This window comes from Pseudoalteromonas sp. 0303 (assembly GCF_013349995.1).
GTDB lineage: Bacteria > Pseudomonadota > Gammaproteobacteria > Enterobacterales > Alteromonadaceae > Pseudoalteromonas.
In genome coordinates, this window is the sequence record NZ_JABVXF010000005.1 from 67,676 (window position 1) to 90,779 (window position 23,104).

The window sequence follows — 23,104 nt, forward strand, 5'->3', positions numbered from 1 at the left end:
AACAATAACCTACCGCATGATTTAGTCAATGCTAAATAAAACACAACAATTTGAAGAGAGAACACATTATGATTTATGCAAATCCAGGTAGTGAAGGCGCAAAAGTTAACTTTAAAGCGCAGTATGAGAATTATATTGGTGGCCAATGGGTTGCCCCTGTAAAAGGAGAATACTTTGAAAACATCAGCCCAGTAAACGGTAAAGTGTTTTGTAAAGTACCTCGTTCATCAAAAGAAGATATCGAACTGGCACTTGATAAAGCCCACGATGCAAAAGCGGCATGGGGAACAACGTCGGTCACCGAGCGTAGCAATATCTTATTAAAAATTGCCGATCGTATTGAACAAAACCTAGAAATGCTGGCAGTGGCCGAAACCTGGGATAACGGTAAAGCAATTCGTGAAACACTTGCGGCAGATGTGCCACTCGCGGCTGATCACTTTCGCTATTTCGCAGGTTGTGTGCGCGCGCAAGAAGGTTCAATCGGTGAGATAGACGAAACCACGGTGGCCTATCATTTTCATGAGCCACTAGGTGTAGTAGGGCAAATTATTCCTTGGAACTTTCCATTGTTGATGGCTGCATGGAAACTTGCACCAGCCCTTGCTGCGGGTAACTGTATTGTTTTAAAACCAGCTGAACAAACGCCAGCATCAATATTAGTGCTACTTGAAGTGATTGGTGACTTATTGCCTGCAGGTGTTCTAAATGTGGTAAACGGCTACGGTAAAGAAGCGGGTGAAGCGCTGGCAACCAGTACTCGAATTGCGAAGATTGCCTTTACAGGTTCAACGCCAGTGGGTTCACATATCTTAAAATGCGCTGCTGATAATATTATTCCTTCGACGGTTGAGCTAGGTGGTAAATCGCCAAATATCTTCTTTAACGATGTAATGGAAAAAGACGATGAGTTTTTGAGTAAGGCGATTGAAGGGGCTGTACTTGCGTACTTTAACCAAGGTGAAGTGTGTACGTGCCCATCGCGTTTATTTATTCAAGAAGATATTTACGAGCAATTTATTGAGCGTGTTCTTGCCCGAACGCTACAAATTAAACGGGGTAATCCACTTGATACCGAAACCATGGTGGGTGCTCAAGCATCACAAGCTCAGTTTGATAAGATCCTAAGTTACATCGAAATTGGTAAACAAGAAGGGGCCGAAGTGCTTGCAGGCGGCGAAGTCGAACAACTGTCTGATGAGTTTAACGGCGGTTACTACATTCAACCAACACTGTTAAAAGGCACTAACGACATGCGTGTGTTCCAAGAAGAGATTTTTGGCCCGGTTATTTCAATGTCGACTTTTAAAGATGAAGACGAAGCGTTAGCCCTTGCTAATAGCTCTGAGTTTGGCTTAGGAGCAGGTGTGTGGAGTCGAAATATGAACCGTGCTTATCACTTTGGTCGTAAGATTGAAGCGGGTCGTGTTTGGACCAACTGCTATCATATGTACCCAGCACACGCAGCGTTTGGCGGCTATAAAAAGTCAGGCATAGGCCGCGAAACACATAAACTCGCCCTTGATCATTACCAACAAACTAAAAACCTATTAGTAAGTTACAGTGAGAATCCACTGGGCTTCTTTTAAAAGCAATTTCTTATTGTTGTCGAAACTACCCAAACGCCACATCTAGTGGCGTTTTTATTTTATAGCGGGCATAAAAAAGCCCGGCGAACACACAAGCCAGGCTTTTCGACAACAATTTGGTTGAGTCACCGCGCGTGCAGTGACTCGGAATAAAAAAGCTTAGAGAACACACAAACTAAGCTTTTGACAACAATTTGGTTGAGTCACCGCGTTTGCAGTAACTCGGAATAAAAAAGCTTAGAGAACACACAAACTAAGCTTTTGACAACAATTTGGTTGAGCCACCGCAAGTGCAATGACTCGGAATAAAAAAGCTTAGAGAACACACAAGCTAAGCTTTTGACAACAATTTGGTTGAGTTACCGCGTGTGCAGTAACTCGGTATATAAAAAGCCCAGAGAACACACAAGCTAGACTTTTTGTGACAACAATTCGGTTAGCGCAAACACTCTCAATGGTGTGAAGCTGTTTAGCTTAAAAGCGCTGATGGGTTAACTTTAGAGTAATCCTTCTAAACCGACAAACGATTAAAATAAACCTGATAGATGAATTTTTTTAATCTATTAGCATGTGAAGTGCTTTTTATTGCCACAACAATGCCTTAGTGATTAAATAGGGTGCTTTTTAAACATAATAACTATTTAAAATGGATTTTTATGAAACGCTTGACGCTTTACTTATCACTCATCACTCATCTTTACAGCTCTGAACTTGTCAAAAAACGCCAGTCAGTTTACTAGACCTGTTTATGTGGTTGTGCCAGGATAGTGTGCCAGTGCTTGTATAGCCGAGTTGTAATTAAGTAGTATCTTTAGCAAAGAGTTTGGTAGACCCCTGAGGGGAGTTGAAGTGTTGGCCTTGCGTGAAGAAGAGCAACACCTTTTTAAATTAAATTGTATTAACAAGCTAATTCTGTAGCAGGCTCTTCTGTTAACCAGTTTAGAGCCGCTGTTTTTGACTTAAATACACTCATTACCATGCCAGCTCGTTTATACAAATTGCAGTAGGTATCACTCAACAAGCTACCGCCTTCAAGCCCTTCTTTTATGACTAAGGCTGTTTTGGCCGGCGCAATACCTTTACGTCGAAGCTCAGAAAAATACACCATTAGTTTTTCAAGTGCTCCTGGTGTTGCCATGCATGAGTTTTCAAACTCAACCAACTCAAACCACTGACCATAATCAGTGCTGAGCTTGTTGATGTAATCTTTTTGCATAAAAGAGTGTGCGTCAATAATCTCTTCGTTGAAAGGACCCGTAGCAGTAGTTAAAAGCACATGTTCACGTTGATAAAACTCGACAAGCCCATGGGGTTTAAAGTCTTTGAATGGATAATGGTTGGTTGATACTTTTTTATGCATCCGTTCAATCCTTGAATATTTATTTAGCTATTGATAATAGCAATGAAATAAATTAATTCAACCTTTAGGTTTAACTGATTGTTAAGATGCTGACAAAAGTATTAGCTTCGATTACCAAGTAGAACCCGCTTGAATGTAAATTGCATTCTGTTCAGGGCCATGGGCTACATCTAAGCCAATGCTAATACCGTAATGTTCATCAATTAAATAGCGAAAGCCTGCACCCACAGTATCTATGGTTTCGGCTTTTGATAAGTCAGAAAAGTTATCGGCCGCCCAGCCCATGCCAGTAAACACATTGAGCTTTATTTTATGAGTGATTTTATAGCTCGCTTCTGCTTCGGTAACAAATACATCAAGGCCTTGATAGCGAGTTGCAGACACACCGCGAAGACTAATACTTGGCGGAATATATACCGGTAAGCGTTTTTCACCACGGTTGTTAACTGAGTCATACTGCATGCGCAGAGCAAAGTTGAATTTATCGGTGTAACGCCAGTAATTTAAGGCGGTAAGCTTTAAGCTCGTGTAATCAACTTTACTGCCAATAGCCTCATCATAATATAAATATTCGGCCTTATAATTAAAGCCCCGCTCAGGGTTAAGGGGGTTATCTCGGCTATCGTATTCTATTAATGGGCCAATACCTGACGTATTTACATCAAGTGAAAGGTGCTCTTTGATAATATTGTTTTCGAGCAGAAAATCTTCGATAGGGTTTTCAGCTAAGCTTATTTCAACTTTACGATAAATCTGTTTAAAGCCGTAAAAGAAGTTACTGTCGTCATAGCGTAACTTAAGGTTTTGAAACACCGCTGGGCCTTCAATATTCAACGATAATGGTGTGAGTAGCTTGATCTCGTCGAAGGTATAAAAATCAAGATTTATACTCGCCCAGCCAACAATCCCTTGATAGCGAATACGGTCTTCATCCCAAAAGGTAATGTGGCCAACAGCACCGCCTTTGGTGCCATTTTTAGTGCCCATTAGGCCCACCAAGCTAATACTTTGTGGTAGGGTTGAGCCTTCTTTTTTCTTCTTTTTGGCTTTCTCTTCGTTATCATGAAAAAAAAGGCCAACAACACCAAGGCCTGGCCCTACAGCTGGCTCTGTAATAAAAGTCGGTATGGGTAAAAATGAAATAGGTTCATCAACTTTTTGTTGTTGATTACTTAATTGCTGCTCTGCAGGTTTTATTGCATATTCATCATAACTTGATGAAAAGCTTGGTGTGCTTAGCAAACTTGCTGTAAGTATATTTACTAGTACAACTTTTTTCACTTAATCCCTTACCTTGTTGTTTCGTGTTACTTCAAATTTTATAGCTGATAATTAAATTCGAGACGATGATCGCCATCCATAAAATCAACGTTTTCATTCCAGTTTGCGAAATAGCGTAGATTCATACGCGGGTTAATTTGGTAACTTGCTGCAAATTCATGAGTCAAAATATGGCTTTGGTTTAGACCATAGTAGTGGTCTTTATAGTTATCGCTGCCGCCGATAGTTGTTAGCCAAAATGGATTGTAGTTAAGCCAAATTTTATCGTTAATGGTTATTTTCGCGTACATACCTATTAAACCATAAGCACCCATAATGGAATAACCGCTGTCACGAGTGCCGTCATCTTCTAGGGTATTTTCACCGAGCGACGCCCCCACCCCAGCTAACGGGTAAAACGTAAAACGCCCCATAGGTTTTAAAGCTTTTATAAAGCTATACGAAACATCCATACTTTCGTCAGCGACAAGGTTGGCATTTAGGTTATAGTTAGCATCAATCTGCGTTGCACTCATAGTGCTTAAATCAACAGAGAAGTTTCGAAAGCGAAATGAGTCAATTGAATCCGTCGTTTTGCTATCGCTCTCCCAGCCTAGCGCATCGCCATATATGCCTTTTACTTCAATCACATTCATGCCGGCAGTTGTTGCTATGCCCGTATCGTATGCTTGGCCCACTTTGAAATTGAGCCCTTTATTTGTAGCGCCAACACCTACTTGAGTATAAACGGCCAGAGGGTCTGACATGTCTTGTACTTCTTTTTGCTCAGCCGCATGGCTCGAGGCTGCAATCATAAGCGCTAGTAAAGAGGGGAATCGAAGAGAAGTCATGTGTTTTCCTTACACAAAAGGTTGAAAAATAAATGTTTTTTAGTTTATATAAGTTGAAATTAGATACTTTTAGCTTAATAAATTCTCGACTTCAGCCTCTAAAGAGGCATCAATTTATTCTTTTCTAAAATAAAAATAGCATAAAAATAGTGACAAATGCGAGAACAAAAATCGAACAAGCCTCAGCAAATACAACGAAGCTCTCAAAAAGCACTTTAGTAACAATTTATATTAATTTATCAACTGGTTAATGAAAATGCGTGATTTTTGTGGAAATTTGATTTAAATCGCTTTTGCCGCTTTTAGAGACTAGACTGGTTTGTTTTTTAATCTATACTAAAAGCTGCTCATCTAGAGTAAAAAGTATTATTAATGAAAAGGGATGATTTATGAAAAAACTAATAGCGGCGGCTATTTGTGGCTTAGTTTCAACGGTAAGCCTTGCTGCAGATAAACCGAACGTATTAGCCATTATGGTTGATGACGTTGCGCCAATCTCACTCAGTGCATACTCGCACGGTATGACCTACCCAACCCCTAATATTGATCGCATTGCTAACGAAGGTGCATTGTTTACAGATCACTATGCACAACCAAGTTGTACAGCGGGTCGTGCTGCGTTTTTAATGGGGCAATTACCAATTCGAACAGGCCTAACAACGGTAGGCCAACCGGGTAACCCTCTCGGTATTAAAGAAGCCGATCCTACCTTAGCTGAATTTTTAAAAGATCGCGGTTATATGACTGCGCAATTTGGTAAAAACCACTTAGGTGATTTAGATGAGCACTTACCAACAAAGCATGGCTTTGATGAATTTTACGGTAACTTGTATCACCTCAATGTATCCGAAGAACCTGAACAAGCGGATTACCCAAAAGATCCTGAGTTTGTGAAAAAGTTTGGTCCACGTGGTGTTATCGAATCTTACGCCAATGGCAAAATTATCGATACAGGCCCGCTTACTCGCAAACGTATGGAAACCTTTGACGAAGAAGTGTTAGAGCGCTCACTTAACTTTATGGAACGTGCAGTTAAGGCGAAAAAGCCATTCTTTATTTGGCATGCGTCTAGTCGTATGCACGTTTACACACACTTAAAACCAGAAAGCCGTAATTTAGCGACGGGTATTAGCTCTGAAGAAGACGTATTTGGTAGTGGCCTGATTGAACATGATGGCCATGTTGGCAAGCTGCTTGATAAACTTGATGAGCTAAAAATTGCCGATAACACAATTGTTATTTACACCAGTGATAATGGCCCTGAGCAATCAAGCTGGCCAGATGCAGGCACAACTGAATTCCGCGGTGAAAAAATGACAACCTGGGAAGGGGGCGTGCGTGTGCCTTTCTTAGTTCGTTGGCCAAACAAAATACCTAAAGGCCTAAAGCTAAATGGTATTTCTTCACATGAAGATGTTTTCCCAACTGTTGCTGCTGCACTAGGTGAAAAGAACTTACGAGAAAAGCTTAAAAAGTCAGACAAAGTGTATATTGATGGTGAAAACAACCTAGCTTATTGGACTGGTAAAGCGGATAAGTCTGCACGTAATTATTTCTTCTATTACTATGAGTCTCAGCTTACAGCAGTTCGTTTTGGCCCTTGGAAAATGCACTTTGCAACTAAACCAAATGGTTTATATTACGAAGACATGGTAACTCACAGCATGCCTAAACTATTTAACTTACGTAAAGATCCATTAGAGCACTATGATGGAGTAACAGGTTTCCACCAAATCATGCGTAAGAGTTGGTTGCTACAGCCAATCATTGCTAAGTTAAACGAACATGTACAATCTTTTGTAGAGTTCCCACCGCGTCAAGAGTCTGCGTCTCTTAACGTGAATGAAGCAATCGAAAAAGCAAAATCACTAAACTATGGTCATTAATTACTAACCATAAGTTAAGTTGAAAGGGCCTACTTGGCCCTTTTTTAATACTTATTAATTGATGCTATTCATCATTTCGAGCTGTTTCACAAACTGCTCAACTTGTTGGTTACCCGGTACCAAGCGGGCTAGGTTTCTGGCATAAAACAGCGCTTGTTTGTAGTTCTCTTCTGCCACATACCACTGCGCCAAACTGTAACTGATATCTGGGTTATTCGGTGTTAGATTAAAAGCGCGCTCAAGGGCCGAGATAGCAGCAGGCATATTGCCTAAATCTTGTAATAGTAGCGCGTAGGTAAACTGATAGTTTGCATTCTCTTGCGCAAGCTGCGCTGCTTTTTGTAAATGAGTAAGGGCAGTGTCTTTTTGTTTTGTGCGAATAAGGCTCATTGCCAGAGCATAATGAATATCGCCGCTTTCTGCGTTAACGTCTAAGCCTTGTTTCAAGATGGCTTGCGCTGCTTTTTCATCGCCTTGGTTGCGATATAAATCAGCTAAATTGACATAAGCAGGAGCAAAAATAGGCTCAACACTGATTGCTTGTAGGTAATGTGTTTTGGCTTGCGCTGGCTTTTGTAGTGTGAGTGCCAGATTACCTAAATTGGTATGGGAATAGCCACGCTCTGCTTGATACTCTTGAATGCCTTTGTACTCATCAAGGGCTGAATTTAAACGTTTGCTATCTTGCTCACTAAGACCCGCCGGAAAGGGCTGAGTTAACATGGCCGCCAGTGCTCTTGCAGCTTCAGCTCTGATAGGTAAATGCTCATCATCTAAAAGCGGGTTTAATAAACGCCAGCGCTGGTTAATATCAAATGGCATGGCCGCTTCAATGGCGGCTTGGCGTTTTAATGGCTCGCTGTCTTTTACTGAGCGAGCAATCGCAACGACAGCGTTGTTATCAGGGCTTGTGGCTAAACGGCTTAATGCTGAAGCGCGAATAATCTCAGGAAAGCCTTTATCTTGCACGATTTTGGTCAGCATGGTTGAGGCATTAGGTAAACGGTTATCGGCGGCATAAAACGCCTCAGAAAAATGCGCAGTACCAAGGTGTTTTGAATTTGGATGCCAGTCTTTTATGTTGCTAACCGCCCACTGCGGTGTCTTATCTTCATGGCAGCTATTACAAGCATTTGGGGCATTTGTTTTTAATGTTAAGTCTGGGCGTGGTACCCGAAAGCTGTGGTCGCGCCTTGCATCAACTTGCATATAGGTGGTGGCAGGCATATGACAATCAACACATTGGCTACCAGTACTTGCCACTTTGTGACCGTGATGTTTCGGCGTATCGAACACCTCTTGGCTATGACATTGCGTACAGGTTTGATTACCCGGTAGCTTTAATTTACCCGAATGAGGGTTATGACAGTTACTACATGTTACCCCGGCATTGAACATTTTACTTTGTAAGAATGAACCCCAAACATAGTCTTCGTCCCACACTTGACCATCAACGTGATAAAGCTCAGGAGTGAGTAATGAGCCTTGAAAGCTTTGTAAAAAGCTATGTGGGTCTTTGCGGTCGTCAAGCTGTGAGCGGCGAGCATGGCAAGTTGCGCACACTTGCACTTGCTCGCTTTTTACTAGTGGCTGCACGCTTTGCATACTGCCATCGGCTTTTTGGGTAAACAGCGGAGTTTGCTTTTTAATATTATGAGTAAAGCCCTTATCGGCAATACTGCTATCGCCATCAGCCCATTTTAAATGAGCTTGTGGATCGCCATGACACGCTTTACAGCTCACGTTAATGCTTGAATAACTCGAATCAAAGCTATTCGTTTTAAGGTCAAATTGCTTTTTGAAATCAGTTGAGTGGCAATCGGCACACATATGATTCCAGTTTTGGCCTTTTTGCGACCAATGAAATAGGTCGTGTTTTTTCTGCTCAGGGTGCAGTACAAACCAGCGCTGACCGCCGTCTGTTTTACTGCGCGAGTCCCATGCAAATGGAAACAGCTGAATGTGACCTTGGCCCATATCAAACATGTATTGCTGCAATGGCTCATAGCCAAATGTGTATAAAACCGGGTAATCAGTCAGCTTGCCATCAAGGTTTGGCATGCTTATAAAAAGTTGTTGGTCTTGTTGATAAAAGCGCGCTTGCTGGCCTTGGTAGTCAAGGGTTTGTTCGTTGAAATTACCAAGCACCGTAGTGGGAGTAGCTTTTTCCATAGCATGAAAATGATGGGATGTTTGCCAGTCTTCAACTTGGCTTTGATGACAGTTAATACACTGGGGTTCTGCAAACGCATTAAATGCGAAAAAGCTGCATAACAGCCAAGCCAATCTCATCACTGAATAAATCCTTTTTATTTTTACCACATGCACTTAGAGTTATATCAGTTTATTGCTGATAAGCAAAGTCGGCTTATTAAAACGAGGGTATAAAAAAGCCCGAGAAACTCGGGCTTAGTAAGTTATAAACTTTTCTTTGGTGGCAGCGCGACGTTAGCAAAGATAAGCCCCGCCACTAATGACATGAAAATTAAAAAGGTTTGTTGGCCAATATGGTCTGCATAAACGAAATCTTGGCCTTCAATAAGTGAGTTCAAGCCAATATAGGTTTTACTACCAGGTACCAATACGATTAGTCCTTGCATAGCTACAATAGAGGCTGGAGCATTGACAACGCGGTTGAATAAGTTGCTAAAAACGCCCACGGCTAATGCGCCTACAAATGTGCCTAATGTGTAGTCTAGGTACATGGCTGAACCAATACTTGTACCATACGCTATAAAGCCAGATGCAATAGACCAAACAGCATGTTTTAGCTTGGTTCTAAAAATCACGATTAGGCTGCTACATAGCATGAAAATAGCAAGCCAAGCTGTCCATTTGGGTAAAGGCTCAGGTTGCACAAAGTCACTTTGACCAAAAATAGCAAAACCAATACCAATACCAATAAAGGCGCCAAAATACAGTTTAAACAGAAGCATGAATGAGTCCATCACCCGAGCCGTACCAGATACTAAATGTCTTGCCGCTAACTCTGCCAAACCTAGGGCTAACGCTAAGCCGGGTATAAACACAATGATGGCAGAAAGTACCACTAGCCGTATGTTGATTTGGGCATCAATATAGACACTAATAGCACAGGCTATAATCGCCGATACAATGGCTACTAATGGTTCAAGCATATGGGCAACACGTTTAGAGCGTGTTGACCAAAGTACAAATAAATACACCACTAAGGTAATAAGTGCTGACCAAAATACATCATTCCAGCTAGTACCCATCAACATGGCAAATGCACCACCTGAGGTTGCAAATGCAACGCCAGTCATAAATTTATTATATGGGTTTGGCATGGTGTAAATAATATCGAGCTGTTTATCGACCTCTTGTAGCGTCAGCTCGCCATTAAGCATTTTGTTTACTAAGTCATCGGTATCTGCCAGCGAGCCTAAGTCATGATCGCCCGGATCAACACGCGCAACATGGGTGTACTCTTCTTCGTGCCCATCTGTCCAAATAACAAATGTCACTGATGTTGGCGACATAACAAAAGATGATTTCAAACCGAGGTAAGTCGCAACTTCCATTAAGTGTGCTTCTAGTCGGTATGCAGGTGTACCGTATTTATGAAGCATTTTGCCAAGCTTCACGATAAATTTTCGTTTTTCAGTAAACGTTGCGGTTTTCAAAGGCGTTTTGAACCAAAGGTTAAATTGTTCAGTTAAGGATAGACCAAAATTCAATAAGATATAGTCCAATAGCTAGACTATATCGCTTAAATTGACCAGCGCGATTTTAGCGACAAAAGCCGCTATGTCTAGTGTTATTTACGGCAAAATTACTTATTTTTTGCTTCAATCCACTGCGCCATGTATTGGGTCGAACGCATGGTGTGATGTTTGAGCATTTGGCCGGTAAAATTTTGCTGTCTATGCTGCGCTAATGACTCACTAATGGCGGTGATTTTAGCGATTAACTGCGACTGAAGTTTTGATTTATCATAATATTTTTGCAATAACTGCTGGCCATTTTGCTGTGCCTGAGTAAATAACGCTTCATCTTGATAAAGTGCCACTGCTGCATCTGCAAATTGCTGTGCATCTTCACAGATTGCGCCTGACCAAAGCTCATTTTGATGCATGCCTTCACTACCAATAGGAGTTGTTACGCTCGGCGTTTGCATGATCATCGCTTCGAGTAACTTACCCTTAATACCAGCCCCAAAACGCAGTGGCGATAAACATACTCGGGCATCTTCCATCACTTGATAAGCATCATCAGCCCAGCCTTTGATTAAAAAGCCGGTTTTTGGATTGTTCAGCGCTGTTGCCTTTGGTGGCGGGTAAGAGCCATAAATGTGGAGTTCGGCATCGGGTAATTGTTTGCGGATCAGCGGCCAAATCTGTTGTAAGTACAACACTGCATCCCAGTTTGGCGCATGACGAAAATTACCAATGGTCATAAAGTGTTTACGCTCTGAAAATGATTTGGTGCTGGTGGGGATATGCTGTAAATCAACCAAAAATGGTAGGTGGTGAAGTAGGGCGTTATCGACTTTGAAAACGTCATTGAGTAGCTGCATCTCGTAATGCGAGATAATTAAGCTGATGTCTGAGCGTAAAATAGCGGCGATTTCTCGCTTGGCAATATCACTGTGTAAATCGCTATGGCTGAATTCTCTACCTGCTTTATGAGCGTCGTGACGGGCATTTCTTAGACACTGTAAATCTTCGGTATCGAGAACTTTAAGTGCATTAGGGCAGTATTTGTCGACTCGCCAACCAAACTGTTCTTCCATCATAAAGCGGTCAAACATCACAATATCAGGGTTATACGCTTGTACGTACTCATCAAAGCTAGAGCAGTTTAATGCAATTACTTGTGTGGTAATGCCATCTTCGCTGAGATCCACCATGTGTTCGGTTTTTTGCGCTGGGCTTGCAAATTCGACTTGCCAGTTTTCTGCACGAAAGGCGCGCAGGAGTGACATCATGTGGGTGCCGGCTGCCGACGAATTAGGCTCAGGCCATACATAGCCGATCACTAACACTTTTTTCATTGACTTGAATCTCGTATTTTTAAGTTAACATCCACCAAGGTGCGAACTGGCGGTGTTGATTTATCTAATAGTTCTTTTAGCACCTGACAGGTGCGTTTACCGATTTCATCGGCATTAATGGCGATGGTTGAAAGAGAAGGTAGCATTAAGCGGGAATCTTCTAGGTCATCAAAGCCAATAACTTTAATGTCTTTACCCGGCTCTAGGCCATGTTGGCGCATAGCTTCAATCGCGCCATAAGCAATCACATCATTAAAACAGACAATGGCTTTGGTATTTGGCGCTTGTTTTATAAGGGTATTAAAGGCTTCTCGGCCACCTTGGCGGTTTGTCGGTGCTTGAATAACCGGTTTTTCGTCAGTGATATTAAACTGCTCAAGCGCAGCTAAAAAACCACTTAAACGTTCATGGTAATCAGATATTTCTGCGGTGCCGCCTAAAAAGGCTACCTCTTCTATACCTTGCGATAAAATATGGCTGGTCGAAATATGTGTGCCTTTTTTGTTATCAGGCAAAATACACGGCGCTGCTGAAAAGGGAATTTCACGCATGATATTAATAACCGGAAAACCACTATTTATTAAATCATCTTGCCACTGTTGCTCAGTCCCCGGTGCCGGACACATAATAAACGCCGATACGTTGTATTCTTTTAGGGTTTTCACCACTTGAGTTTGCCTTTCGACACACTCCGCAATATTCACCAGCATTGGCAGCATGCCAAGCTCAAAGATGTGTTTTTCGAGACCAACAGCAAGCTGAGCTGAATACGGGTTGGTTAAGTCATTTATAACCAACGCGACGAGGTTTGAGCGCTTGCTGCGTAGTGCAGCAGCATCGCGGTTATACACATAGCCAAGCTTATCAATGGCAGCCAGTACTTTTTCTTTACTTTTTTTACTGACCTTATCACTGTTGGTAAGGACCAAAGACACGGTTGATTTTGAAACTTGTGCTTGTTCAGCAACATCCCAAATTGTGACTTTGCCTGTCGATTTTTTCATTTTTATTAGCAAAAAGTGGCGAATAGAGTGCTTTTATTTTAGCGTAATTTAGCTGTTTAAGTCACTGATTGGCTGCCAAAAGGGTCGAAACTCTTTATGAAATGCTGCAAACATGTTCTACTTGTTTACAGAATCGAAAATAAAAACGAAAAAGGAACGAACATGAAAGCATTTAAACTGCTTTTTGCGCTAGTTATTGGCGCAGCTGTTTGCACACCCAGTTTTGCTAATCAAGGTTATCAAACTCCATCGCCTGCACTGGCTGCTGTGGTTGACGCTAAGCTTGCACCGAGTAGTTATTTATCGAATGATGGCCAGTGGCTGGCGTTATTTGATAGAAAACGCATCGATACCTTACAAGACTTAGCCAAAGAAGAGTTGAAACTTGCTGGTATTAAGCTTAATCCTGCTAATTTTTCGCGCTCACGAGTGCGTAATAAGTTTACATCGTTAGTGCTTAAGCATGTTGAAACCGGTTCTGAAATTGTTGTATCTGGTTTGCCAAATGGCATTTTACGCTCACCAAGTTGGTCAAGCGATAGTCAATACTTGGCGTTTGTGGTTGAGCAAGCATCGAGTGCTAATTTATGGGTTTATAATGTAAGTACTAAGCAAGCCCGCCAGTTAAGTGATACACCACTTAATTCAGTGCTAACGCGCACGCCTTATACTTGGTTGCCAGATAGCAGCGCCATTGTAGCTAATGCAGCGGTTAATATTGGTAAAGCACGTATCAGCAACGACAGCTCGCAGATTGTACCAGTTATTCAGCAAAGTAGTGGTGAAAAAGCGCCTGCTCGTACTTATCAAAACTTGTTAACTAGCCCATATGATGAAGCACAATTTAAGTTTTTTGCGCAAAGCCAGCTGACTTATATTCCGCTTAGTGGTCAGGGCCAACCAATTGGTCAACCGGGCTTAATTAAATCGTTTTCGGTCTCACCTGATTCAACCAATATTTTGGTTGGCATGATTGATGAGCCTTTTTCTTATCAAGTGCCTTACAGCCGATTTGCTGCGACTTGGCAAATTTGGGGAATGCGTGGCTATACGCTTGCAGAGCTTGCGAAGCAGCCTTTAGCAGATAACATTCCACAAGGTTATGACAGTGTGCGTACTGGTCGCCGCGAATTTCAATGGCGAGCAGATCAAGGCGCTGAAGTCATTTGGGCAGAAGCACAAGACGGCGGTGATATGAAAACCGACGTTCCTCATCACGATTACCTTTATAGCCTAAAAGCACCATTTAAACGTGATGCTAAGTTATTTGCTAAAGTTGAACGCCGTTTTGACTCAATAACTTGGGGCAACGGTAATGTTGCTCTGTTATCTGAATGGCGCTTTAGCGACCGACAAGTTCGCACATTTGTTATTCAACCTCGTAATGCAGATAAAAATCGCGTGTTATTTTCTGAGCGCAGCTATAACGATGCCTACAAAAACCCAGGTTACCCAATTTATGAAAAAAATGATTTAGGCGCTGATGTATTAAAAGTTGTTGGTGGGCGTTATCTTTTCTTACGCGGTAATGGTGCATCTGAGCAGGGCAATATTCCGTTTTTAGACCGTTATGATGTAAAAACTAATACCACAACACGCATTTGGCAATCAGAAGCGCCATACTATGAGCGTGTGCGTGCCATGCTTGATGATGAAGGCGAGCGTTTAATTACGATTCGCGAATCTAAAACTGAGCAACCTAACTTTTTTATTCGCGATTTAGACGATAAAACCCTGACTCAACTTACGACTTTTGAGCACCCTTATCCAGAGTTTAAAGGAGTGACTAAAGAGCTAATTCGATACAAGCGTGATGATGGTGTTGAGCTTAGTGGTACGCTTTATTTACCGCCGGGTTATGATTCAACTCAAGGCCCGTTACCGGTTCTAATGTGGGCTTATCCGCTTGAATATAAAGATAAAGCCGTTGCGTCACAAATGCGCGAGTCGCCGTATGAGTTTACTTATATCGGTTATTGGGGGCCAATGCCTTATCTTGCAAAAGGTATTGCTGTATTTGACGACCCGAAAATGCCAATTGTGGGTGTTGATGGTAAAGAGCCAAACGACTTATTCCGTAAGCAGCTGGTGGCAAGTGCTAAGGCTGCGGTTGATGTACTTGTTGAAAAAGGTGTGGCAGATAAAGATAACATTGCCATTGCAGGTCACTCTTATGGTGCCTTTATGGTGGCAAATTTATTAGCGCACAGCGACTTATTTAAAACCGGTATTGCTCGCAGTGGTGCTTACAATCGCACCTTAACGCCATTTGGTTTCCAAGGCGAAGAGCGTGATTTTTGGCAAGCACAAGATGTGTATGCGGCAATGTCACCGTTTTTCCACGCTGAGAAAATCAATGAACCTATGCTGATGATCCACGGTCAAGAAGATCCTAATTCGGGTACTTTCCCAATGCAAAGTGAGCGTATGTATGCTGCATTAAAAGGCCTAGGTAAAGAAGCCCGCTTAGTAATGTTACCTTATGAGGCGCATGGCTATCGAGCTCGTAAGAGCTTGCTGCATGTGCTTTGGGAGCAAGAGCAGTGGTTAGATAAATACTTATTAAGTGATGAAAAACCCGCAGAGCCAGTTGCCGCTGAAGGTGTCACTCAGTAATTAGTAAAATATTAAAAATCCCCGCCTTATAGCGGGGATTTTTGTATTGCCTACCCGCATATTCTTATCCGTAGATAAGCGGTTAGCAAATAAGAGGAAATGTTGTTCATGTTTATAATTCCAGATACCGACAAGAAAATTCGAGCAAAGATATCTAGCTATAAATCGGCTTTTAACCGAGAGATTAGAGATTATGGCTGTATCTCAGATGGCTATGGTAAGCGATATTTAATTTTTCCTTTGTTGCTCGTACTCAATGATATGAAAAAAGCTGAGCAACACATACAGTGGCATGATTCACAGTTCCCTGATGATATGGGTGAGCCAGTGCAAATGTTGTGTCGTTCGATACTAACGTTTCGGATTGGTGATATTAATAAGGCGTCTTACGAACTAGCTGAAACTATGTTTTCGAATGTATATTTATTGCCATGGCTACTTGATGAAAAAGTAGAGCCTATTGATATGCGCCATCTAACAAACTTCTCAATGTTAGAGTATTGTGAAGAAGTACCACACAGAGTTCCCGAAAGCATATCAGAGCAAGAGCGGGAGTGGATTTACAGCTGCTATCATTCAGAAGCTTTTGTAAAAGCAAGAACACGTTATATTGAAATCTACACGCGCTTAAAGCATGTTTCAGAAATGGATGAACGTGTAAAGCTATCTGATGAAGCTGATAAGTTACTATCAGCTCTAAAACTTTAGCAGGCAATAGCTTAAGGGGAAGGCCCTAAGTGCTTGGTTTCTGCTATGCATGCTATTGTAGTCAATTAAATTAGGCCTTTGATGCGGTCGTTACAAAACAAGGATGCTCATGAATAAGTTTATAATTCTAATATTATTTTTAATATCGTCCTGCTCATTGCATGCAAAACAAACCAAAAGTTTAGAATTTTCTAAAGTGCTAGATAAGGAAATCCCTTTAATTCTTGAAAAAAGCAAAGCGCGTGGTATTGCTATATCGATTGTTCAAGGAAAAGAGGTGCTTGGTTCATATTCTTATGGCTATGCTGACGCTGAAAATAGAACCCCAATCACACACAAAACTTTATTCAATGTTGGCTCCATTTCTAAAGTGGTTACAGCTTGGGGCGCAATGAAACTAGTTGAACAAGGTAAAGTTGAACTTGATAAACCAATTAACGATTACTTAAAAAGCTGGAAAATACCGAATTCTCAGTTTGATGCTAACAAAGTAACTTTACGTAATATTCTCTCTCATACTGCAGGGCTTTCATTAAGTGGCTACAATGGATGGAGCGCTGAAGATCCATTACCTACTCTTGTAGAGTCATTAGAAGGCAATAACACGGGTGATGGAGCCGTTAAAATTATTCATGAACCTGACACTAAATGGTCATACTCAGGTGGTGGTTACACGATAGTTCAGCTGCTAATTGAAGACCTGACTAATCAATCTTTCAGTAATTTTATGACTGAAAACGTTCTTTTACCCCTCGGAATGACAAACTCTTCGTTTGATATTAATAGTATTTCTCCGGCAATGCTGGCTAGTCCTTACGATGAGAATGGCAACAAAACAGCTATGGTGTATTTTACAGAAACTGCTGCCGCTGGCTTTATAACAACGGCAGATGATTTAGCTAAGCTTAATCAGGCAGTGCTAAAAAATGAGCAAGGTAATTACATTGGTTCAAATATTTTATCAAATCAGCTTATTGCAAATATGATTCAAGCTCAGCCTCACACCGAAGGGCGATGGAGTATGAGTTATGTCGTAGACTCTGAGAATAACAGTCTAGGTTTTGCAGGGTTTAATAGAGGCTGGACATCCTTAACTCGCTCTGTGACAGATAAAAATATTGGTTATGTAATATTAAACAATAGTAGCGTTGGTGGAGTGAATAATGAAATTGATCAACTTTTGCTATCTATAATTAAAGGTAGTTAAACTGAAGCGCACATAGCAAGTATCCTAGCTCTGCGTAATCGGTTTTAATTGCTCGCTTAACCAATCAATAAACACTCGGGTGCGCCTTGGTAAATGGCGTCGATTTGGGTAGACGATATTCATAGGCATGGGCGGCAAATTATAGTCAGGTAAAACTTGGATAAGTTCACCACAGCTGAGCTCGTCAAGAACTCCATGACGAGGCACTTGAATAAGGCCAAGCCCTGCTAAGCACGCTGCTTTGTAGGCATCCGTGTTGTTAACTGTAAGTTGTGATTTCATGGTCAGGGTTTGCCAATCGCATTGTGTATCTTGGTATTCAAAGCCTGGGTCAAGTTGGCCGAGTGTTTGGCTATAGCGAACAATGTAGTGCTCGGCTAAATCGCTAAGTTTGGTGATGTTGCCATAGTTTTTAATATAACCTGGGCTTACACAGTTAATCATCGGGCAGTGGCCTATTTTTTTCGCAATCAGCGATGAGTCTTCTAAATGACCGACTCGCACTACACAATCAAAGCCTTCTTCAATTAGGTTAACTCGTCTGTCTGAACTACTCAGCTCAATCTCTAATTGCGGGTGTGCAGATAAAAAGCTGTCTAGATTCGGCAGCACTAAACGTCTGCTAATTGGCTGTGGCATATCTACTCTAAGACGCCCTGATAACGCTTCGTCTTTTTTATGAAATAGGGTTTGTAGTTCGTCTATATCAGCAAGCATATCTTTGCAGCGCTGATAAAAAACAGTGCCTTCGTTGGTCAGCGTAACTCGCCTTGTTGTGCGGTTTAAAAGCCGAGCACCTAACGTATCTTCGAGTTGTTTGACCAACAGCGAGACAGATGATTTAGGCATGCTCAGTGCAAGTGCTGAAGCCGAAAAGCTTTTTAGCTCTGCAACCTGAACAAAGGTTTTCATGGCATTCAGTTCATTCATGATTGTTTGTAATTTACGAACAGTTAATTCAATTTTACATGGTTTATCTGAATTTGCAGTGTAAATATACTGATTGCTCACAATTACTTCAAAGCAAAAGGGTAAACACGATGAGCAACAAAATTGCAGTGATCACAGGTGGTAATCGCGGTTTAGGTAAAAATACAGTTTTAAGTTTGGCACGTAAGAACATTGATTGCGTATTTACTTACAGAAGCCATAAAGATGAAGCGCAGCAAGTTGTAGAAGAAGTCGCAGCGCTAGGGGCAAAAGCCGTCGCCATTCAACTTGATGTGAGCGATATTTTAGGTTTTGCTGAATTTAAACAAACACTTGAAAGTACCTTGGCAACACAATGGCAAACCTCTCGATTTGATTATTTAATTAATAACGCAGGCCATGGTAGTGACAGTGCATTTGCTGATACCAGCGAAGCTATGTTTGATAATTTGATGAATGTACATGTAAAAGGGGTGTTTTTCTTAACGCAAACACTGCATGAGATGATCAATGGATGGCGGGCGTATTATTAACTTATCTTCAGGGCTGACACGTTTTGCATTACCAGGAAAAGCGGCCTACGCCACCATGAAAGGGGCCGTTGAGGTATTAACCAAATACATGGCAAAAGAACTGGCTGGTCGCAATATTGCCGTGAATGTCGTCGCACCTGGTGCAATTGCCACTGATTTTGGTGGCGGTGCTGTCCGTGATAATGAGCATGTTGCTCAATTAGTCAGTTCATTTACAGCTATGGGGCGCGTTGGCCAAGCTGATGATATTGGCCCTATGATTGCGCAATTACTCGGTGATGAAAACCGTTGGGTAACCGGACAACGCATTGAAGCATCGGGCGGTATGTTTTTATAAGCCTGTTAGCAATCGCGTGTTTGTTTGCTTATTTAAGTGAATGTGATTTAATCGCTTTCTCTTTTTAAGCAATAAACATGTGATTGCATTTATGCTCGATTTAGCAGTACTCGCGGTTTTTATTCCGACCTTTTTCTTTGTTTCTATTACACCTGGTATGTGTATGACGCTCGCCATGACGTTAGGGATGAGTGTGGGCGTTAGACGTACGCTGTGGATGATGGTCGGCGAGGTGTTAGGCGTTGCCACGGTAGCCATTGCTGCGGTGATTGGGGTTGCTAGTATTATGCTTAATTACCCTGAGTTATTTGCCTTTTTAAAATACTTAGGTGGTGCGTACTTAATTTACCTAGGGGTTAATATGTGGCGCGCTAAAACCAGCTTTAAACCTAATGATGATACACAGCAGCAAATTGGTCGTGGGCAATTGTTTTCGCAGGGGTATATTACTGCCATTGCAAACCCAAAAGGGTGGGCATTTATGATTTCTTTACTCCCTCCGTTTATTAATGTTGATTTAGCGGTTGCTCCTCAGCTTGCGGTATTAGTGAGCATTATTATGCTGAGCGAATTTATCTGTATGTTGATTTACGCAACAGGCGGTAAAAGCTTAAGGCTGTTTTTGGATAAAGGCGATAATGTGAAGTGGTTAAATCGTATTGCTGGCGCGCTAATGATGTGCGTGGGCGTTTGGCTGGCGCTAGGTTAATACTAATTTGGATAATACCCATCCGAATACGGCAAATGGGTATTATCCTTGTAGCGTCTTAATCAACTAATTCAACTTGCTTAGAAACATGGTTAAAACACAGTTTTAATGTATCAATGGCAGTTTTTGTTTTTGCCGCTAAGCTGTCTCTGGCTGGTGTTACGGCATAAACAGTGTAATTTGGCATTGCCCACTCAGGTGCGATTTCAACCAGCTCTTTCGATTTTAGTAAATGCCTGACTTCTGGCTCTGGTAATACGCCATAGCCAACACCATCACACACTAATTTAATTAAGCTTTGCATATTATTTACGGTGATCTTTGCTTTCGGTAACGGCTTGCTTGCCAGCGTTGACGGGTTAAACGCATTACTGTCGGCGTTGCTGTGGGCGATACGGGCAAAGTTGCCAAGGTCTTCCCAATTGGCTTTATCGAGTTTGCTAATTGCATGGTCTTTATGAGCACATAGCTTTAACGGCCAAGTTGCTAATTTACGAGCAACGAGGTTTGAGTCAGTTAATGGGCCAATCGCAATCGCTAGGTCAGCGCCGCATTTGATCATATCAATTGGCTCATCAGTCAAAATTAACTGAATACGTAAATCATCAAACTCGTTAATTAAGCGATCTAATGGCTCGCTTAATAGGCCACCGCCAAACCCCACAGGCGCAACTAATTTGAGCTCGCCACTGGGTTTATTTTGTAATTGTTGCAATTGCGTACTGGCCTGATCAGCCAGTGCCAGTATTTTTAAACAGCTTTGATAATACAGGTGGCCCGCTTCGGTTAAAGTCAGTTCGCGCGGGCTGCGGTTAAATAGGCTCAATCCGATTTCTTGTTCTAATTGCTTAATGTGTTGACTGACAGCCGATGTGGTCATCGATAACTCTGCAGCTGCACTGCTCATGTTGCCTGTTTCAACAGTACGAGAAAATACACGCAATGTTTTTATCAGCTTGGAATTCATGGTTCAGGCCTTCTTAATTCAGTTTTAAGAAATCGTAAATTGTGAAAATCGGGACTTCTCATTAGTATGCAAACGCTAATTATTATCATTTATAAACAAAAAGTCACGGAGTATTATTATGACGCGGGTTGTTTCTTCTGTTTTACCACTCACCGCTGCTGTGTTAGCAGGTCTTTCCCATTTTGCATACGCTGATGACAAAAAACAAGACATGGAAGTAATAGTTGTATCGGCTTCCGGTTACGAGCAAATGCTTAAAGAGGCACCAGCCAGTATCAGTGTTATTGACCGTGAGCAGCTTGAAAAACGTTTTTATCGAGATCTAACCGATGCAATGACCGACGTTCCCGGTGTAGTTGTCACAGGTGGTGGCGACAGAAAAGATATCAGTCTTCGAGGGATGGCAAGTCAATATACTTTGATTTTAATTGACGGCCAGCGCCAAACCTCACGCGAAACTCGTCCAAACAGTGATGGCCCAGGTGTAGAAGGGGCATGGACTCCACCTATTTCAGCAATTGAGCGTATTGAAGTTATTCGCGGCCCTATGTCTTCACTATATGGCTCAGATGCAATCGGTGGTGTTATCAATATTATTACCCGTAAAACACCTGAAAAATGGTACGGTGAAGTACGCTTAGACAGCACGATTCAAGAATCAAGTGAATCGGGTAATATCAACCAAGGCAGCTTCTTCACTGCGGGTGGTTTAATTCCTGAGTTATTAGGTATGCAGTTATCTGGTCAGTTTTCAAAGCGTGACGAAGACGATTTCGAAGCCGGTTTTCGTGGTAAAGAGCAAAGTAATATCAAAGCAAAGTTTATCTTAACGCCATCTGATAGCCATGAAATTATGCTTGAAGTAGGTTCTGCAAAACAAAAACTCGACGAAACATTAGGCAAAACAGTTGCTCCTTTAGCTGAAGGTGAAAGTTGTGGCCGACGTGGTTGCCCAGAGTCATCAAGCACAGAGTATGACCAAGAAAGCTACTCACTAAGTCATAATGGTTTTTATGATTTTGGCTCATCACGCAGTTACTTAAAGTACGATAAATTCGATAATACCTCTCGCGAAATGTATGTCGAAAATACCGATGTGCAAACAAGCTGGACTTTACCATTTACCAATCATAATACTGCATTTGGTGCGTCATATTTAAAAGAAGAGCTAGACGATTACACCAGTAACCGCATTAGTGACCTAACGCATGTTGAGAACGAGCAATGGTCAGTATTTGCCGAAGATGAGTGGGTTGCAACCAAGCAATTTAAACTCACTACAGGTCTTCGTTATGACCATGATGGTAATTTTTCAGGCCATTTCAGCCCGCGTTTGTATGGCGTGTATACAGCAACTAAGTCGTTGACGGTGAAAGGCGGCATCTCAACAGGCTTTAGAGCACCGAATATTCGTCAATCTACCGCAGCTTGGGGGCAAGTGAGCCGAGGTGGTAATATTTACGGTAACCCAGATTTAAGCCCAGAAAAATCAGTAAACTACGAAATGGGTATCTACTATGATGCCAGCCGTGATTTATCGCTTTCAAGCACCGTATTTTACAACGAGTTTGAAGATAAAATTACCCGTATTTCGTGCCCACTCACTCAGTGTACTGATGGACCAAACCAGTTTGGTTCAATGCCAACGACCTATGTCAATGTGGATGAAGCCGTTACGCAAGGCTTTGAGTTATCAGTATCTTACGACATTACCAGTGAGCTTGATGTCAGTGCCAACTACACCTACACCGACTCTGAGCAAAAAACCGGTGAATACAAAGGCAGCCCACTTAACCAATTACCGAAGCATATTTTACAAACATCAGTTAATTGGCGCCCGGTTGATAAGCTAGGTACCTGGCTGCGTGTTCATTACCGCGGCGAAGAAAGCCAGCCGACAACAGGCCCGTCGCAAGATAGCTTAATTGCGCCAGATTACACCTTGGCTGATATTGGTGGTAACTATGATTTAAGCCGCAGCATTAAGTTAGGATTTGGTGTTTATAATCTGTTTGATAAAGAAATCACTGAAGATGAATACGGATATGTTGAAGATGGTCGCCGTTATTGGGTTTCTCTAGGCTTTAACTTTTAAATAATTATCAAGTTATTCGTATTTGCAGGTTTAACCAC

At 41.8% G+C, this 23,104-nt stretch carries 16 protein-coding genes and 1 pseudogene; 8 read left to right on the forward strand and 9 right to left on the reverse strand.

The annotated features are described in order from the left end of the window. The first annotated feature begins 68 nt into the window (after positions 1 to 68). The gene (locus HUS62_RS05280) at positions 69 to 1,589 is read left to right on the forward strand and encodes an aldehyde dehydrogenase family protein (protein ID WP_063701273.1); all 1,521 of its coding nucleotides are present in this window, start codon (positions 69 to 71) and stop codon (positions 1,587 to 1,589) included. Between the two features lie 898 nt (positions 1,590 to 2,487). Here HUS62_RS05280 and HUS62_RS05285 read toward each other — a convergent pair. The 3 genes from HUS62_RS05285 to HUS62_RS05295 all read right to left on the reverse strand — a co-directional run bounded on the left by HUS62_RS05285 (position 2,488) and on the right by HUS62_RS05295 (position 5,060). Beyond that, positions 2,488 to 2,949, reverse strand: a complete 462-nt coding sequence (locus HUS62_RS05285; protein ID WP_175078786.1) for a hypothetical protein — start codon at positions 2,947 to 2,949, stop codon at positions 2,488 to 2,490. Positions 2,950 to 3,060: 111 nt separating this feature from the next. Then, entirely contained in the window at positions 3,061 to 4,230 is a 1,170-nt protein-coding gene (locus HUS62_RS05290; protein ID WP_175078787.1) for a BamA/TamA family outer membrane protein, read from the reverse strand. A gap of 38 nt (positions 4,231 to 4,268) precedes the next feature. Further along, complete coding sequence (locus HUS62_RS05295; RefSeq protein WP_175078788.1) at positions 4,269 to 5,060, reverse strand: hypothetical protein; 792 nt, start codon at positions 5,058 to 5,060, stop codon at positions 4,269 to 4,271. A 389-nt stretch (positions 5,061 to 5,449) separates the two neighbouring features. On the opposite strand from HUS62_RS05295, the gene HUS62_RS05300 reads away from it, so the two are divergent. Then, entirely contained in the window at positions 5,450 to 6,946 is a 1,497-nt protein-coding gene (locus HUS62_RS05300) for an arylsulfatase (RefSeq protein ID WP_175078789.1), read from the forward strand. 54 nt (positions 6,947 to 7,000) lie between these two features. Here HUS62_RS05300 and HUS62_RS05305 read toward each other — a convergent pair whose 3' ends face one another. The 4 genes from HUS62_RS05305 to HUS62_RS05320 form a co-directional block, all read right to left on the reverse strand. Next, a complete protein-coding gene (locus tag HUS62_RS05305) occupies positions 7,001 to 9,238 on the reverse strand; it encodes a CDC27 family protein (RefSeq protein ID WP_175078846.1) in 2,238 nt (745 codons plus the stop codon). 125 nt (positions 9,239 to 9,363) lie between these two features. Beyond that, the gene (locus HUS62_RS05310) at positions 9,364 to 10,590 is read right to left on the reverse strand and encodes a threonine/serine exporter ThrE family protein (RefSeq protein ID WP_082401625.1); all 1,227 of its coding nucleotides are present in this window, start codon (positions 10,588 to 10,590) and stop codon (positions 9,364 to 9,366) included. 149 nt (positions 10,591 to 10,739) lie between these two features. Beyond that, a complete protein-coding gene (locus HUS62_RS05315; protein ID WP_175078790.1) occupies positions 10,740 to 11,960 on the reverse strand; it encodes a glycosyltransferase in 1,221 nt (406 codons plus the stop codon). Continuing rightward, positions 11,957 to 12,964 carry a LacI family DNA-binding transcriptional regulator gene (locus tag HUS62_RS05320; RefSeq protein ID WP_054553993.1) on the reverse strand — a complete coding sequence of 336 codons (1,008 nt, stop codon included), beginning with the start codon at positions 12,962 to 12,964 and terminating at the stop codon, positions 11,957 to 11,959. The genes HUS62_RS05315 and HUS62_RS05320 overlap by 4 nt, the downstream gene beginning before the upstream one ends. Before the next feature lie 162 nt (positions 12,965 to 13,126). Between HUS62_RS05320 and HUS62_RS05325 the strand changes: the two genes are divergently transcribed. The 3 genes from HUS62_RS05325 (at position 13,127) to HUS62_RS05335 (ending at position 17,495) form a co-directional block, all read left to right on the forward strand. Continuing rightward, positions 13,127 to 15,580: a prolyl oligopeptidase family serine peptidase gene (locus HUS62_RS05325; protein ID WP_175078791.1), complete on the forward strand. Its 2,454-nt coding sequence runs from the start codon at positions 13,127 to 13,129 to the stop codon at positions 15,578 to 15,580. A 108-nt stretch (positions 15,581 to 15,688) separates the two neighbouring features. Further along, the gene (locus HUS62_RS05330; protein ID WP_175078792.1) at positions 15,689 to 16,288 is read left to right on the forward strand and encodes a hypothetical protein; all 600 of its coding nucleotides are present in this window, start codon (positions 15,689 to 15,691) and stop codon (positions 16,286 to 16,288) included. Positions 16,289 to 16,397: 109 nt separating this feature from the next. Next, the gene (locus tag HUS62_RS05335; RefSeq protein WP_252949912.1) at positions 16,398 to 17,495 is read left to right on the forward strand and encodes a serine hydrolase; all 1,098 of its coding nucleotides are present in this window, start codon (positions 16,398 to 16,400) and stop codon (positions 17,493 to 17,495) included. Between the two features lie 24 nt (positions 17,496 to 17,519). Here HUS62_RS05335 and HUS62_RS05340 read toward each other — a convergent pair whose 3' ends face one another. Then, a complete protein-coding gene (locus HUS62_RS05340) occupies positions 17,520 to 18,506 on the reverse strand; it encodes a LysR family transcriptional regulator (protein WP_282658445.1) in 987 nt (328 codons plus the stop codon). 29 nt (positions 18,507 to 18,535) lie between these two features. Between HUS62_RS05340 and HUS62_RS05345 the strand changes: the two are divergent. Together HUS62_RS05345 and HUS62_RS05350 are read left to right on the forward strand one after the other, a co-directional pair. Further along, positions 18,536 to 19,295: pseudogene (locus HUS62_RS05345) on the forward strand (SDR family NAD(P)-dependent oxidoreductase). A 91-nt stretch (positions 19,296 to 19,386) separates the two neighbouring features. Next, positions 19,387 to 20,004 carry a LysE family translocator gene (locus HUS62_RS05350; RefSeq protein WP_054562642.1) on the forward strand — a complete coding sequence of 206 codons (618 nt, stop codon included), beginning with the start codon at positions 19,387 to 19,389 and terminating at the stop codon, positions 20,002 to 20,004. A gap of 58 nt (positions 20,005 to 20,062) precedes the next feature. Here HUS62_RS05350 and HUS62_RS05355 read toward each other — a convergent pair whose 3' ends face one another. Continuing rightward, positions 20,063 to 20,971 (reverse strand): LysR family transcriptional regulator, encoded by a 909-nt coding sequence (locus HUS62_RS05355; protein ID WP_058584682.1) that lies wholly within the window; start codon positions 20,969 to 20,971, stop codon positions 20,063 to 20,065. A gap of 118 nt (positions 20,972 to 21,089) precedes the next feature. Here HUS62_RS05355 and HUS62_RS05360 point away from each other — a divergent pair, with 118 nt between their 5' ends. Next, on the forward strand, positions 21,090 to 23,066 hold the full coding sequence (locus HUS62_RS05360; RefSeq protein ID WP_175078794.1) for a ligand-gated channel protein: 1,977 nt from the start codon (positions 21,090 to 21,092) through the stop codon (positions 23,064 to 23,066). The last annotated feature ends 38 nt before the right edge of the window (positions 23,067 to 23,104 follow it).